At 67.3% G+C, this 14256-nt stretch carries 14 protein-coding genes; 6 read left to right on the forward strand and 8 right to left on the reverse strand.

The annotated features are described in order from the left end of the window. Nucleotide 1 precedes the first annotated feature (1 nt). The 6 genes from srlA to FCK90_RS13555 form a co-directional block, all read right to left on the reverse strand. Nucleotides 2-556, reverse strand: a complete 555-nt coding sequence (gene srlA, locus FCK90_RS13530; RefSeq protein WP_158034835.1) for a PTS glucitol/sorbitol transporter subunit IIC — start codon at nucleotides 554-556, stop codon at nucleotides 2-4. Nucleotides 557-558: 2 nt separating this feature from the next. Continuing rightward, nucleotides 559-987, reverse strand: coding sequence for a transcriptional regulator GutM (locus FCK90_RS13535; RefSeq protein ID WP_181954324.1), 429 nt, complete (start codon nucleotides 985-987; stop codon nucleotides 559-561). Between the two features lie 26 nt (nucleotides 988-1013). Then, nucleotides 1014-2915 (reverse strand): BglG family transcription antiterminator, encoded by a 1902-nt coding sequence (locus tag FCK90_RS13540; protein WP_158034837.1) that lies wholly within the window; start codon nucleotides 2913-2915, stop codon nucleotides 1014-1016. Between the two features lie 114 nt (nucleotides 2916-3029). Further along, the gene (locus FCK90_RS13545) at nucleotides 3030-3830 is read right to left on the reverse strand and encodes a sorbitol-6-phosphate dehydrogenase subunit (protein WP_220433343.1); all 801 of its coding nucleotides are present in this window, start codon (nucleotides 3828-3830) and stop codon (nucleotides 3030-3032) included. A 505-nt stretch (nucleotides 3831-4335) separates the two neighbouring features. Beyond that, entirely contained in the window at nucleotides 4336-5436 is a 1101-nt protein-coding gene (locus tag FCK90_RS13550; RefSeq protein ID WP_158034839.1) for a FecCD family ABC transporter permease, read from the reverse strand. Then, complete coding sequence (locus FCK90_RS13555; protein ID WP_246180379.1) at nucleotides 5433-6485, reverse strand: FecCD family ABC transporter permease; 1053 nt, start codon at nucleotides 6483-6485, stop codon at nucleotides 5433-5435. Before FCK90_RS13555 ends, FCK90_RS13550 begins: the two co-directional genes overlap by 4 nt. A 202-nt stretch (nucleotides 6486-6687) precedes the next feature. Here FCK90_RS13555 and FCK90_RS13560 point away from each other — a divergent pair, with 202 nt between their 5' ends. Both FCK90_RS13560 and FCK90_RS13565 read left to right on the forward strand, forming a co-directional pair. Beyond that, nucleotides 6688-7566 carry an ABC transporter substrate-binding protein gene (locus FCK90_RS13560; protein ID WP_246180380.1) on the forward strand — a complete coding sequence of 293 codons (879 nt, stop codon included), beginning with the start codon at nucleotides 6688-6690 and terminating at the stop codon, nucleotides 7564-7566. A gap of 5 nt (nucleotides 7567-7571) precedes the next feature. After that, complete coding sequence (locus FCK90_RS13565) at nucleotides 7572-8432, forward strand: ABC transporter ATP-binding protein (protein ID WP_425481714.1); 861 nt, start codon at nucleotides 7572-7574, stop codon at nucleotides 8430-8432. Here FCK90_RS13565 and FCK90_RS13570 read toward each other — a convergent pair. Next, a complete protein-coding gene (locus FCK90_RS13570; RefSeq protein ID WP_158034842.1) occupies nucleotides 8429-9277 on the reverse strand; it encodes an alpha/beta fold hydrolase in 849 nt (282 codons plus the stop codon). The genes FCK90_RS13565 and FCK90_RS13570 overlap by 4 nt on opposite strands. Nucleotides 9278-9407: 130 nt before the next feature. On the opposite strand from FCK90_RS13570, the gene FCK90_RS13575 reads away from it, so the two are divergent. Genes FCK90_RS13575 through FCK90_RS13585 form a run of 3 tightly spaced genes read left to right on the forward strand, consistent with a single transcriptional unit; the run spans nucleotide 9408 to nucleotide 12585 of the window. Further along, nucleotides 9408-10370, forward strand: a complete 963-nt coding sequence (locus tag FCK90_RS13575) for an alpha/beta hydrolase (protein ID WP_425481713.1) — start codon at nucleotides 9408-9410, stop codon at nucleotides 10368-10370. Continuing rightward, nucleotides 10367-11923 carry an alcohol acetyltransferase gene (locus FCK90_RS13580; protein WP_158034843.1) on the forward strand — a complete coding sequence of 519 codons (1557 nt, stop codon included), beginning with the start codon at nucleotides 10367-10369 and terminating at the stop codon, nucleotides 11921-11923. Before FCK90_RS13575 ends, FCK90_RS13580 begins: the two co-directional genes overlap by 4 nt. Continuing rightward, nucleotides 11920-12585: a DUF6320 domain-containing protein gene (locus FCK90_RS13585; protein WP_158034844.1), complete on the forward strand. Its 666-nt coding sequence runs from the start codon at nucleotides 11920-11922 to the stop codon at nucleotides 12583-12585. Before FCK90_RS13580 ends, FCK90_RS13585 begins: the two co-directional genes overlap by 4 nt. 60 nt (nucleotides 12586-12645) lie before the next feature. Here the strand turns inward: FCK90_RS13585 and FCK90_RS13590 are convergent, their stop codons facing one another. Continuing rightward, nucleotides 12646-13332 carry a TetR/AcrR family transcriptional regulator gene (locus FCK90_RS13590; RefSeq protein WP_158034845.1) on the reverse strand — a complete coding sequence of 229 codons (687 nt, stop codon included), beginning with the start codon at nucleotides 13330-13332 and terminating at the stop codon, nucleotides 12646-12648. Nucleotides 13333-13483: 151 nt separating this feature from the next. On the opposite strand from FCK90_RS13590, the gene FCK90_RS13595 reads away from it, so the two are divergent. Further along, nucleotides 13484-14256, forward strand: a 773-nt coding sequence (locus FCK90_RS13595) for a sugar phosphate isomerase/epimerase family protein (RefSeq protein ID WP_158034846.1), incomplete at its 3' end; no start/stop codon positions are given.

The raw sequence follows: 14256 nt of genomic DNA on the forward strand, positions 1-14256 counted from the left end.
CTCAGGCCACCTCGAGCTTCGGTTCGGTGCTGAGCTTGACGCCCTGCTGCTTGCTGACCCACTTCACGCAGAGGTCGGTGACCCAGCCGCCGAGGAAGTTCAGGACCAGGCCGAGCAGGAGGTAACGGATCGCCAAGGGTCCGGTGCTCAGCCCGAGACCCGTGATGCCGGTGGCGATGCCCAGCCAGACGAACAGCTCCGCGGGGTTGATGTGCGGGAAGACGCCGTTGCTCGTGTGGCAGAACTGCCCCGCCGAGGCGAAGTAGCCCGGCTTGTAGCGCTCCGGCATGAAACGGCCCAGCGAATGGACCATGGGGTTGGCCAGCATGAAGGCGCCGAGGAACGGCAGCACCATGTAGCGCAGGAGCACGTTGCGGCTCGCACGTGCGGCCAGCCAGTTCACCCGGTCCTCGCCGATCAGCTGGATCAGCGAATTCATGGCGATCAGCAGCATCAGGACCAGGGGGACAATGCTGCCCATCCAGTCGATGAAGGTCTCAGCTCCCGCTTGGAAAAGTCCGATGAACCATTCCGCCGCGTTGACAAAGAATTGCATGGTCACACCTCCTTTGGTGTTCTTCTTGAGGGGAACTTCTCTCCCAGCCGGGCCCAGGCGCCGGCTGGTTCCTTCGGGACGCCACCGGTCACGAAGACCAGATAGTTGTCCGAGGCGTTGACGATGGCTCGCCGAACGGATTTGGGGTAGCGCGAAAGATCCATCTTGTGGAGGTGGAGCACGTTCATGCCGACCAGCTCCGCGAGGGGGCGGAACCTGGAGAACACGGTCACCCCCGAGAGGAGCCGCGCGTCCTGGATGCACCCGCTCTCCGTGACTCCGCACATGACGATCGCTCCGGAGTTCAGCAGCCGCTTGTGCTTGCCGATCGCGATCCGGTTCTTCCTGCGCATCTCGATGTAGGTGACCGCAAGGTTCTTCTCCTGGAAGAAGGAGAGGACCATGCTGATCCCGACGACGAGTGCCAGCATGACGAGGACTGTCCAGACGTGGTCCATTATTTTTCCCTCAGCAGTTCTGTCGCTTGCACTGCCATCACCGTGCGGAAGCGCGCTGCGCTGTCGGCGGCGATGATGGCGGAGACGGCGTCCTCGTCCTGTGCGAGTCCGACGATTTCTTCGTAGAGGCCCAGCAGCAGGGAGCTGGATTCGTCACCCGCCGCATCCGGCACGGCCAGCAGCACGATGACGAGCCCCTGGCCGGCGTCGGAGACCCCGACCGAGAGCAGGAGGTCACCGGTGGGGGCGACGACGTGCGGGAATGCCAGGCGCGGGAAGAGCCGCATGGTCGAGCGGGCCTCCCGCTCGTGGACGGCCTGGATCAGCTCCGGGCCGGCCAATCCGCGGCGGCTGAGCTCCCCGAGCAGCTCCTCGAGCGCCTCGCCGTATTCCTCACTGCTCAGGCGCACGAACGCCTGGGGCTCCACCAGGGTCCCCAGCCACGACGCGCCGCCGAGGGCCATCCGGCGGGACCACCCGCGTCTCATGGCCAGCGCGCCGATCTTCCGGCGCAGCTCGCTCACATCGAAGACCATCCCGACCCGGACGGTCGGGAGCTCACCGGCGTCGAACGAGCACTGCCGGTGGGCGACGGCCAGGTCGAACTCCTGCTCCGAGAACTCGTGGAGGTCGGACTCCGAGATCGCCGTGACCGCCCCGTAGGCACCGACCGCCTCCACCACCTGGAGCCGCAGCAGCTCGCCCTCGGCTTTCCCGTTCGCGTAGACGGCGGCGATGCGCAGCGGCTCGCCGGCATCGGTCCGGGTGCGGTTGACGAAGATCTGGAAGTAGGCGGCCAGCAGTGACACCTCGGCCTCTTCGACCTCACGGCCCGTGGCGCGCTCGATCTCCGACTGGGCGATCGTGGCCACCCGGTGGGCCAGCGGATAACGGTCGCGCAGGAGCGCGGCGCTGCCCTGCGTCACCTGGATGCCGTACTGCACGCGGTTGAGCAGGAAACCCAGGTGCGCCAGGAACTCCTCCCGCAGCTGGGTCGCCTTCAGGTCGATGCCCATGTCGTCATGGATCCGCGCCATGATCGCCCGGTACAGCTCCTCGTGCGTCTCCACCGCCAGGAAGCTCTCGAAGGCCAGGGGGTCCTTGGGCCCGCGCATGCCCACGAGCGGCAGCGTCATGAAGAGCGCTTCGTACTCGGAGGCCTCCAGGGAGAGCCAGTCGGTCGCGAGGCCGGCGAGCCGGGCGCCGTGAAGGACCGCCTCGTTCTCCGTCAGGGGTTCGAGCGAATCGTCCGCGCCTTCCATCGTGAAGCCGTCGCGCAGCCGCACGAACATGATGGTGAACCACGATGAGACGCTGTCGATCGCCGCGACCCCCAGCTCGATCTCCTCGCACACCGCCACGACGTCCTGCACGAGCCGGTCGGGCACGGGAGAAGGGTCGAGCAGGGGCGCGGAGAAACGATCGAGCATCGCCAGCCGGATGTGCAGCTCCGTTCCGCGCAGGGCGACGCCGGCATTCGTCTTGCCGACGATCTCGAGTCCGTAGGCGCGGACGACCTCGCGCAGCCTGTTCAGATCCGCGTTGACCGTGGAGCGGGAGACGTTGATGGACCTGGCGATGACGTCGGCGAAGACCGGCCCCTTCCGGGAGGCCAGCAGATGGAAGACGGCTGCCTGCCTCGCGGCGGGATCGTTGAGATCGGTGCCCTCGGGCACCAGGGACATCTTGAAGTGCCTGTATCCCTCCGGGTCGAGGACCTCCAGGCGGCGGGAGCCCTCGATCTGCACGATCTGCGCCACGCCGTCGAGTTCGAGGTTGAGCGCCGCGATCTGGTTGGCGATGGTGCGGGAGGAGACGCCGAGCAGCTCCGCCATCTCGGTGAGGGTTCCGCTCAACCGCGATTCGAGGACATCAAGGATGTGACGCCTGTGCACCGTCATCTCCCCCACCTCCACTTCTGCACCATCAACCTGCACCTTCACGTTGAGCCCGGCAATGCGCCGTCGGCTCGCGTCCTCAGTCCCCGCCGCCGGTCCGCCCCGCGGACCGCGCCGTCATCCGCGCGACTTGCCGCCGGTCACCGCATAGGTCGTGCCGGTGATGTAGGAGGCGCGGTCGGAGACCAGGTAGGTCACCAGGTCGGCGATCTCGCTGAGCTTCCCGGGGCGGCCCAGCGGGATCGTCTTGGCGTAATCGGGCGTGAGGTTGTCGACCGTGGTGTTGCGCGTGTAGGCCAGGGCCTCGTTGTAGGCCGGGGAGGTGAGGCCGGTGGGCTCGTTGATACCCGGGGCCACGCCCACGGTACGGATCCCGTACTTGCTCAGTTCCTTGCCCCAGGAGCGGGTGAACGAGTTCACGGCCCCCTTGGTCGCGGAGTAGACGCTCTGCCCGTCGGAGCCTTCGACGCCGGCCTCGGAGGAGATGTTGACGATGACCCCGCCGCCCTTGGCCGCGAAGATCCTGGCGGCCTGCTGCCCGACCAGGAAGACGCCCTTGACGTTGATGTTCATCATCAGGGCGAAGGAGGCGTCGTCCAGTTCGTACTCGGGGCGCTCGCCGCGCACGTCGACCAGCATGCGGGGCAGGTTGATGCCCGCGTTGTTGACCACGCCGTCCAGGGAGCCGTAGCTCTCGACGACGGCGTCCAGAGCTGCCACGACGCTGTCGCGATCGGTGACGTCGCAGTGCACGTCAAGATGGTTCTCCCCGTCCGCGGTGACGCCCTCGGCGCTGATGTCGAGGTTGGCGACCCGTGCACCCGCAGCCTTGAGGCTGTCGGAGATGCTCTTGCCGATGCCCGAGCTCGCCCCCGTCACGGCAATGACCCTTCCATCGATTCCCAGCCAGGTCGCCATCATCGTCTCCTTCGACGTTCGTCATACTGAATTGGGCACAGAGAATTCCCCGGAATAAGGGGTCCCCTGTCGTCGGTGTTCAACATACCCAGACGCTACGGTCTCGGGAAGCTCGATTAGTGGGAGGTTTTTCTGCCGTCGTGAATTTCGCCGTCACGGCTCGGATAGAGTCTTGGCGCCAGACGGTCCGACAGCGACATGACGAGATGGAGGCATGGCGGAACAGCGCCCGGTCCGCGCCTGTCTCTGCGGCCCGCCTGCCCCAGCGTGCGCGTTGCAGGCGAGGGAACCCTGCACATGCAAGCCACCGGGTGCATGCGATATCTACGATGAACTATCGATTCTTCGCCCCCGCCGCAGCGTCAACAGAATACACTCGATAGTTATATTTTATGCGCCTCTTATGCATCATCTTTTATGATGATTCCGGGAAGAATTTATCACATCGATTTCCTCCGCCCGGCAGAGCCGGGGCACGGCGCGGTAAGGATTGTTCAGGGCGTTTCTACCCAGGACTCCGGGAAGGCCGTGCCGACTGCTGCCGGGAAAACACCAGGAGCCAGATGAGATAGGCACCGCCCACGGCGGCGGTGACCAGGCCGACCGGGATCTGGAAGGGGCTCAGCACCCGCTGGGCGGCGAGATCCGCGATGATCAGCAGCAGGGCACCCATCGCCGTGGAGGCCAGGACGGAGACCCCCGGCGAGCGCGAGAGGCGACGCGCCAGCTGCGGTGCAGCCAGCGCAAGGAATCCGATGGGCCCCGCCGTGGCAACGGCTATCGCCGTGAGGGCCACTCCGATCGTCAGGGCAGTCACGCGTGTCCGTGTCAGTCCGAGGCCGACCCCCGCCGCGGTGTCGTCCCCGAGTTCGAGGATGCGCAGATTGCGCACGTGCAGGAGCGAGGCGGGGATGGCGATCGCGGCGACAAGGACCAGCGGCAGAAGCGGCTGCCAGGAAATGGCATTGAGACTTCCGTGCTGCCACGCCTTGGCGACCTCAGCCTCTTCGATGGCCGAGCGGCTGAGCAGGTAGTCGTTGACGGAGGCGAGAATGGCGGAGATGGCGATGCCGCCGAGAACCAGTCGATCACCGCTGAGGCCGCGACGCAGGCTGATGAGCACCACGGCAAGTGCTGTGATCGCACCACCCACGATGGTGCCCGCTCCGATGGTCATGGACGTGACGGAGCCGCCGAGGAGGATGATCAGCAGGCCGCCGGTTGCCGCACCGGTCGTGAAACCGATGATATCGGGGCTGCCCAGCGGATTCCGGGACACCGACTGGAAGATCGCCCCCGCGGCCCCTAGCGCGGCGCCGACGAGCAAGGCCGCCAGGACACGGGGAAGCCTCTGGTCGAGGACTATGAACCGGTCCAGGTCTGAACCCGTTCCCAGCACGAGCGTACGAAGGGCCTCTACAGGGGTGAGATGGTAAGCGCCGGTGACGACCGTCAAGGCGGCGACGAGCAGCGCCACCACGCTGAGGCCTGCTACGACGGCGAGCGTCCGCCGGTGCAGGAGGAGACTGCCGAATCGGGGAAGGCGGACACACCAATAGCCAGGAGGCAGGTATCGAGCGCCGGCTCTCGTTCTCGTCGTGCTCATGAAGACCGCCTCCGCATGATCAGCGCCAGGAGCACCGGCGCACCGATGAAGGCGGTGACGAGACCGACTTCCAGCTCCCCGGGAGGCGCCACGATCCGGCCGATGATATCGGCGGCGAGAACAAGCGCGGGTCCTGCAATCAGGGACAGCGACAACAGGACCCGTTGCTCCACGCCGACGACAAGCCGCAGCGCATGAGGCACGACCAGTCCCACGAAGGCAATGGGACCGGCCGCAGCGGTCGCCGCCCCGCAGAGCAAGGTGATGGAGGCGAACGCAAGCCCGCGGATCACCGCGAGCCGCACTCCCAGCGATGTCGCCTGCTCGTCGCCGAGGGCGAGGGCATTGAGCATGGGCCCGCAGGCGAGGGCGAGGACGAGTCCGACGAGGACGAACGGGGTGATCGCCACGAGGGGCTCGGTGCCACGCTCGGCGACCGAACCGATGACCCAGAACCGGTACGAGCTGAACACCTCGGTGTTGAACATCGTCATGATCCCGGTGAGCGATCCCAGGCAAGCGGTCAGCGCAGCGCCGGCGAGCACCAGGCGCGCGTGATCGCTGGCGTGCGTCCGCCGGATGCTGATGCCGTAGACGAAACCGGCGGCAAGTGCTGAACCCAGGAACGCGAACCACAGATTGGTGCCGATGCCGGTCGCGCCCAGGACGGTGATGGATAGGACGACGACGAAGGCAGCGCCCGAGTTGACTCCGAGCAGGCCGGGCTCAGCCAGGGGGTTGCGAGTGAGTGCCTGCATCATCACGCCGGCCACGGCCAGCGCCGCTCCGACGAGGACTGCCAAGACCGTACGGGGCATGCGCAACTGCCATACGATGATCGACTCCCGGGAACCGTCCATGGTGGTCAGCCCATGCCAGACGTCGGGAAAAGACAGCGGCTTGGAGCCGATGGCGAGACTGAGGAAGAAGAGCAGGACGACGATGCCGGCGCCCAGGAGGAACACCCCTGCGGCAACGCCGCGTCGACGCCGCGGAGCCTCCCGGTGACGGTCCTCCACGACGTGCTCCCGGGAGGACGTCAGACTCAATGGACTCATGTTAGGTTATGCTAACCTACCCGCCATGACTAGGACGGTCCTTGCTCGAGGCGCGAGCACATCTCGATGGTTTGCCGGGTTACTCTCCATCTCCCTTGCGGGGGCTCTTCTGGCAGGGTGCGCCAGCGATACCGCCGATGACGGCGCTTCGGCTGGAGCAACGAGCACGGAAGAATATACGACGCCCAGGACGATGCCCGAGGGGAAGGGCAGCGGGGAATCCGACGGCACGTTCTCCCGCACGGTGAAGCATTTCCAGGGGGAAACGACCTTGGAGGCCGAGCCCGAACGCGTCGTGGTGATCTCCACCGGGCAGGCGGACGTCATGCTCACCCTGGGAATCGTTCCGGTCGGCTCGACCTCTGGAGACGGGGCGGAGATGATTCCGCCCTACCTGTCCGATGCATTCGCCGACGACAGCGCCGCTCTGGAAGAGGTCACGTACGTCGGTAGCAGGTTCGACCCGGATATCGAAGCGATCGCGAACACCGATCCCGATCTGATCGTCATGAACAACGCCGGCAAGGACGCCACTGCCATGTACGAAGGGCTCAGTGAGATCGCCCCCACTGTCGCCACGCAGGGAACCGGCCTGTACTGGAAGCAGGATTTCCTCCTGCTCGCCGATTCGGTCGGGAAGACCGAGCAAGCACAGGACTGGCTGGACGAGTTCCACGCTGATGCAGCCGAGTTCGGGGACGGAGTCAGCGATGACCCCACGGTTTCGTTCCTCCGCAAGAACGGTGACCGCTCGCGGGTCTTCGGCGTAGCGTCCTTCACCGGGTCCGTGGCCGAAGATGCGGGTCTCGCACGGCCGGAGAGCCAGACCTTCACCGACGAGACCTCAGTGGACATCAGCGCCGAGCAACTCGATCAGGCCGATGCCGACTGGATCTTCTACGGCGTCCAAGGCGGCGATGAGACCGAACTGACGTCTGCGCCGCTGTGGCCGACGCTGGAGGCGGTCAGCGCAGGTCAAGCAGTCGAGGTCGACGACGATGTCTTCTACCTCAATGTCGGCCCGACCGCAGCCCGCGGAGTGCTCACCACCCTCGAGGACGCACTCGGGTGACCGCAGTGCACAACGCACCGCAGTACGGGGGTGAGTTCGAGGTCACCGAGGTGACCCTCTCCTACCCGAATCGAGAGACCCCCGTACTGCGAGGCGTGTCTGCACAGATCGAACCGGGATCGATGACGGTGATCGTCGGACCGAACGCTTGTGGAAAGTCGACTCTCCTGCGCGCCCTCGGACGCATCCTCCAGCCCGGCGAAGGGACAGTGGCGCTGGACGGCAAGGCCGTTCACAGCTACGGGAGCAAGGAGTTCGCCCGGGAGGTCGGTTTCCTGGCCCAGTCGGCGATAGCCCCGGATGCCATAACGGTAGGAGACCTGGTGGCAAGGGGGCGCTTCCCCCACCAGGGGATGTTCCGTCAGTGGTCGGAAACAGACGAGCAAGCCGTCCTGAAGGCCCTGGAGAGCACTGGCACGCTGCCCCTCGCCGACCGGGAGGTCGCCGACCTGTCCGGAGGACAGCGGCAGAGGGCCTGGATCGCCATGGTGCTGGCTCAGGAGACCCGGGTGCTGCTCCTGGACGAGCCGACGACTTTCCTGGACCTATGCCACCAGATCGAGATCCTCGAGCTGTGCCGCGAACTCAACCAGCGTCATGGCACGACCGTGATCGCCGTACTGCACGACCTGAATCAGGCCGCTCGTTATGCCGACCAGATCATAGCCATGGCCGAGGGCCGGATCGTCGCCCACGGTCGCCCTGAAGAGGTCATCACCAGCCAGACCGTCGAGGCGATCTTCGGCGTCCATTCGAGGGTCATGGCGGATCCGGAGACCGGCACGCCCTTGATCGTTCCGGTCGCCGGCCCTTACAGCCGCAGAGTCGGGAATTCCGTACCGGAGGAAGCCGGTCAGGGCACCTAGCGCCCGCTCTCCGCCAGGAACTGCCTGATGACCAGGCTGATGAGCCCGGGGCGCTCCGCCACGAGCCCGTGCGTCGCGCCCGGCAGGATGCAGAGCTGCGCCTCGGGGATGGACGAGGCGATCAGGAGGCTGTGGTCCGGCCGGATGACATCGTGATCCCCCGACATGACGAGCGTGGGAACACTGACCTCCGCGAGGCCCGCCGGGTCGATCCGGGGCTCCGTCTCCCACAGGCGGGAGAGCTTGCCCAGGACGGTGTCCGCATGCTCGGGGCCATCGGGTGAGAGACGGTCGTAACGCGCCCTCTCGATGTCGATTTCGGCATCCAGCCCGGCATCAACCTCGGCATCCGGGTCGGCATTCGTATCGGTGCCGTTCCCCGCGCCGCTCTCTTCGCTGTCCCTCCCCGGGGCGATCTCCGTCGTCGAGGGCTCCACGGCCGGCGGGTTACCGCGCCCCAGCGCATGGTCGAATGCCGACGGGTCGAGGTTCGCGCTGATCGCGACCAGGGAGCGGAGCCTGTGCGGGTGGTCGCGGGCCAGCAGGAGGCCGATGATCGCACCGTCGCTGTAGCCGACCACGTGCGCGGATTCGAGTCCCTGGGCGTCGAGATAGGCGAGGGCCTCGGCCACGCCCCGCTCATAGCTGTACTCGCCGTCGATGTCCGCGGACCGGCCGTGGCCGGGCCGCTCGAAGGCGAGCACCCGGTAGGTGTCCGCCAGCGAATCCGCCTGCTCCTGGAGGGACTCGAGGGAGCAGAACCCGCCGTGCAGCAGGAGCACGGGGTCACCCGAGCCCTGCACCTCCGAATACAGCTCCTCACCGTTGATCTGGAGGTATGCCATGGCTGTCCGTCTCCTTGGATCTCGCGCCCGCCCCGCTGCTGAGACAGGGCATCCACCGCAGCGTACCCCCTGGGCCCGGCACCTAGGATTGGCACATGGAACATGTCCCCCCTGAGATCGTCACCCGCCCGTGAACCGGCTTTTCCGCGCGGTCCTGGGCCTGTTCGCCGCCCCCCGGGTCAATATGCGCGAGGACTACGAGAAGATCCGGCATCTCCGGCGCCAGCTGGCCGCCCGGCCGGTGCTGCGGTACCGGATCCTCGACAGACAGGCCACGTTCGACGGCGGAGGCCAGGTTCCCGTGCGGGTCTTCCAGCCCAAGGAGAAGCGGCGCGAGGAGGTCCTGCTCTTCTTCCACGGCGGCGGCTGGGTCACGGGGGACATCGAGAGCTACACCCCGGCGTGCGCCACGATGGCGGATCTGACCGGCTGCGTCGTCGCCTCCGTCGACTACCGACTGGCCCCGGAGAACCCGTTTCCCGCGGGGCTCGAGGACTGCTACCGCATGGCCCGGCTCCTACTGGACGAACCGCAGCGAGCGGGGGCGGAGGACGCCGGCAAGATCGTGCTGGTGGGAGACTCGGCCGGCGGGAACCTGGCCGCCGCGGTGTCCCTGCTCCTGCGTGAACGGGGCCATCGCGGGGCCGCCCGTCAGATCCTGCTCTATCCGGTCACTCACTGGGATCACGATCCGCAGACCTCGCCGTTCGCCTCGGTGCGCAATCACGGCAGCGACTACCGGCTGACCAACATGGAGGTCCAGGACTACCTGGAGCTCTACGTCCCCGACCCCGGGCGACGGCAGGATCAGCTCGTCTCTCCGCTGATGGCCACCGATCTCTCCGGGCAGCCGGAGACCCTGCTGATCACGGCCGAGCTGGACCTTCTGCGCGACGAGGGCGAAGCCTATGGCGAAGCCCTGCGGGAGGCCGGGAACCGGGTGCGGATCCACCGGGTGCCCGGTGCGCTGCACGGATTCATCGCCCTGCCCCGGTTCTCCCGGTCCCTGCGCGAGGCCTATGAGGTGATCAATACGTTCCTGGATGGAGACCCCGCCACCGGCGAGCGCCCAGCCCAGGAGGCCGCGAAGTGACCCGCCGGGCCTGGGTGCGGCTCGACAACGCCTCCAATATCTTCCTCGCTGCCAGGAGCGACGCCGATCCCAAGGTCTTCCGCCTCAGCGCCGATCTGCTGGAGCACGATGTGGATCCGGAACTGCTGCAGGAGGCCCTGGACACGACCTACGACCGGTACCCGCTCTACCACGCCGTGCTGCGCCGAGGGGTGTTCTGGTACTACCTGCAGGACAGCGACCTGCACCCGGTCGTCACCGCGGAGCACGAGCCCACCTGCGCGCCCATCTACCAGGCGGATCGGCGCAGCCTGCTCTTCCGCGTGCTGTACCACCGCCGGCGTATCGTCCTGGAGGTCTTCCACGCCCTCTCCGACGGCACGGGGGCACTGTGGTTCCTCTCGGACCTGATCAGCGCCTACGTCCGACTGCGGTACCCCGAGGACGGACCACCGGACGAGGGTGCGGACCCGGTCGGCGCAGCGCCGGGTCGAGAGGAGCGAGGCGGCATGCGCATCCGACCGGGAGCCGAGCGGGCACCCGAGGATACGGCCGGACAGCCGCATGGGCTCACCACCGACAGCTTCGCGCACTACTTCCGCCGTCGTCGTGCGACCGCTCCGGGCCCTGCCTTCACCCGCGAGGCGACCCCCGCTCCCCTGACGGTGGAGGAAGCCGCCCTGCCCTCGTCCGGCGGAGCGGCGGCACCCGGCCGCACGCCTCGCCCGGCGGGCACGAAAGCCGACCACGTCAAGAAGGTGCACCGCGTCAGGGGCAGCCGGGCCCCGGACAACCGCACGCGGGCCGTCGAACTCACCATGCCCGTCAAGGACGTGCTGGCTCTCGCCCGCGCGGAGGGGGCGGCCCTCACGATGTATCTGACGGCGCTGTTCTTCGAGTCCGTCCGCCTGTCCTCGGGAGGGCTGGACGATTCACGCACGCTATCGGCGTCGGTGCCGGTGAACCTGCGTCAGTTCTTCCCATCGACCTCGGCGAGGAACTTCTTCGCGACCGTCCGGGTGGAGCACACCTACGGCGAGGGCCCGGACGATCTGGGCTCGATCTGCAGGCAGCTGGAGGGCCAGTTCCGCCCGAAGGCCACCCCGGAGTCGCTCGAGCGGAAGCTGCGCACGTTCATCCGGTTCGAGCGGATGCCCGCCCTGAGGATCGTGCCGCGGCCCCTCAAGGACGTGATCCTGGGTCTGGTCAACCGGGCGAGCAACCGCGGCCTGAGCGTTGCCGTCTCGAACCTGGGCAGGGCGGGCTTGCCGGAGCCCGCCGGCTCTCATGTGAGGAGGGTGCTGTTCCAGGTCTCCGCCGCCCGCCCCCAGTTCTGCGCCATCTCCCACGGAGACCTGCTCACGGTCAGCTTCACGTCGCCGTTCACGGAGACCGACCACATCAGGGAGTTCGCGAGGCTGCTCACGTCCAGGGGCGTCGACGTGACGGTGGCGGCAGCCCGGGTGACCGAGGCGGAGCTCACGGGAACCGCGCCCACCGAGGACGAGCTCGCCGAAGACGAGTTCGCCGAGGGTGAGCTGACCGAGGGCGAGTCCGCGGAGGCCGGGCGATGAGACGCTGCCCGGCCTGCGCCGTCGACGTCGAGGGAACCTGGACCCGCTGCCCGCTGTGCGCGACCGCCCTCACCGGCGAGGCGGTGGAGAGTCCGCTGCCGGATGTGCCCCTCAGATTCTCCCGGCGCCGCGTGCTGAGAACGCTCTTCCTCGCCTCGATCGCGGTGATCCTGGTGTCCTTCCTCTCCCAGCTGCTGTTCAACCGCGGACTGGCCGGGATCGGCGTCCTCCGCTCCGTGTGGCTGGGTGTCAGCGCCATGTGGCTCGTGGTGCTGATGGCGATCCGGAAGCGCCGCAACGTGGCCAAGGGCACCGTGTACCTAGTCGTGCTCATCGGCCTGGTCTGCGTGTACTGGGACTACCTCAGCGGCTGGCACGGATGGTCGCTGACCTACGCGGTGCCGGTCGTCTGCGGATCCTCGATCATCGCCCTGCTGATCACCGTCCGGGTGATGCGGATCGAGGTGGGCGAGCACATCCTCTACAGCGGACTGACGATGCTCCTGGGCCTGGCCCCCATCGGCTTTCTCGCCTTCGGCTGGGTGAACGACCCCCGGCCGTCGGCGGTCTGCGGGGTCCTCAGCCTCCTGGCTCTGGCCCTGCTGCAGGTGGCCAGCGGGCCCGAGGCTCGCCACGAGCTGGCCAAGCGGCTGCATCTGTGAGCGCGGGGGCCGCGCCTTCGAGAACGATATACGTCGCCTGAGCCCTCAGCCGCAGGAGCCTCAGGGGGCCAGCAGGACGGCGAAGGTCTCGAGGGTGCGCTGCAGGTCCAGGTCCGGCTCCAGGAGCCATTGGATCTGGAGTCCGTCGGAGGCTCCTACGATCAACGCCGCGACGAGCCCCGGGTCGACGTCGCCGCGGATGCGCCCCTCGTCCTGCTCCACGCGGAGCCGTCTCTCCAGGTCGCCTCGCACGCGGTCGAACCGGCCGGTGAAGAAGTCCCTGCCGATCTGACTGTGCGCTTCGAGCGAGGCCGCCACCAGCGTCGAATACAGCTGCACCAGGCCGGGCACCTCGACGTTGAGCATCGCGGAGCGCACGATGACGCCGACGGCGGAGTCCGCCAGACCCGCGCCGGCCGTTCCGTTGCGCTTGCCCTCCGCGTGCTCGTAGACCGCCACCAGCAGTTCCTCGCGCGAGTCGAAGTAATGCAGCAAGGCGGCGTGGGAGACGCCGATGGCCTCACCGATCCGGCGCAGGGACGTGCCGTCGGCACCGCGCTCCCGGAACACCTCGATCGCCCGGTCCAGGATCTCCTGCCGCCTGGCGACCCCCTTGGCGTACTTGCCGGGGCGACCCAGGACGCTCGCCTGCCCGCCCTTCTCCTTCGTTCCTGCAGCTTTTCCCGCAGGCTTTCCCGCACTTTCCCTCTCAGTCTCCGTCTCCCGGTCCCCGCCTGCGCTCGTCATGCTGCAAACATAACGCAGCAAAAACCTCCACTCGGTGGTGTTTGGTGCTAGTGTGCTTTTCACCACACTCCCGGCGCGACGATGCGACGTCCGATCGTCCAGCTCCTCGTTGCCGCCGTCACCATCGTCAACGCACGAAAGCAGGTCAGTCTTGACGCTCCCCATCGCATCGGTCCAGCTGTATTCGCTGGCTGACGAGTTCTCAGCCGACATGGCGGGCTCTCTCGACAAGCTCGCCGGAATCGGCCTGAAGAACGTCGAGGCATTCGACTTCGTGCGCCGCCCGGCCGAGTTGCGCGAGGCCTTCGACGCCAGCGGCCTCGCCTCTCCCACCGGCCACGCTCCCCTGCTCTCCGATGAGCTCTGGACCCCCGACGGCTCGATCCCCACGCCCGCTCCCGAGGTCGTGTTCGAAGCCGCCTCCCAGATCGGCATGAAGACGGTCATCGATCCGTTCGTCCCGGTCGATCGTTGGCTGACGGAGGACGGCGTGAAGGACATCGCCGAGCGCCTCAACTCCGTGGCCGATCTGGCCCAGACCTACGGGCTCACTGTCGGCTACCACAACCACTCCCAGGAGTTCCTCGCCTCCTTCGACGGCAAGACGGCCTTCGAGCTGTTCGTCTCCCTGCTCGACCCGCGCGTGGTCATCGAGCTCGACCTCTTCTGGGCCCTGACCGGCGGGCAGGACGTGCCCGCACTCGTCGAGTCCCTCGGCGAACGGCTCGTCGCCGTCCACGTGAAGGACGGCGTGGCCCCGGCCAGCAACCCCTTCGCCCCGGACGCCCCGGCGTTCGGCTCCGCGAGCCTCGACCAGCGCCACGCCGGCACGGCCGACGTGCCGCTGGCCGAATCGCTCAAGGCCGCCTCGAACGTGCAGTACGCCGTCATCGAGTACGACTGTCAGTCTCTTTCTACCCGGTT

Origin of the sequence: Kocuria coralli (genome assembly GCF_008831305.1) — a bacterium.
GTDB lineage: Bacteria > Actinomycetota > Actinomycetes > Actinomycetales > Micrococcaceae > Kocuria > Kocuria coralli.

Bases quoted from the DNA above. Each gene is read 5' to 3' on its own strand.
- FCK90_RS13545 (WP_220433343.1), bottom strand. From the start codon at position 3,830: ATGGCGACCTGGCTGGGAATCGATGGAAGGGTCATTGCCGTGACGGGG.
- srlA (WP_158034835.1), bottom strand. From the start codon at position 556: ATGCAATTCTTTGTCAACGCGGCGGAATGGTTCATCGGACTTTTCCAA.
- FCK90_RS13570 (WP_158034842.1), bottom strand. From the start codon at position 9,277: ATGGCATACCTCCAGATCAACGGTGAGGAGCTGTATTCGGAGGTGCAG.
- FCK90_RS13550 (WP_158034839.1), bottom strand. From the start codon at position 5,436: ATGAGCACGACGAGAACGAGAGCCGGCGCTCGATACCTGCCTCCTGGC.
- FCK90_RS13535 (WP_181954324.1), bottom strand. From the start codon at position 987: ATGCTGGCACTCGTCGTCGGGATCAGCATGGTCCTCTCCTTCTTCCAG.
- FCK90_RS13590 (WP_158034845.1), bottom strand. From the start codon at position 13,332: ATGACGAGCGCAGGCGGGGACCGGGAGACGGAGACTGAGAGGGAAAGT.
- FCK90_RS13585 (WP_158034844.1), top strand. From the start codon at position 11,920: ATGAGACGCTGCCCGGCCTGCGCCGTCGACGTCGAGGGAACCTGGACC.
- FCK90_RS13560 (WP_246180380.1), top strand. From the start codon at position 6,688: ATGCCCGAGGGGAAGGGCAGCGGGGAATCCGACGGCACGTTCTCCCGC.
- FCK90_RS13540 (WP_158034837.1), bottom strand. From the start codon at position 2,915: ATGACGGTGCACAGGCGTCACATCCTTGATGTCCTCGAATCGCGGTTG.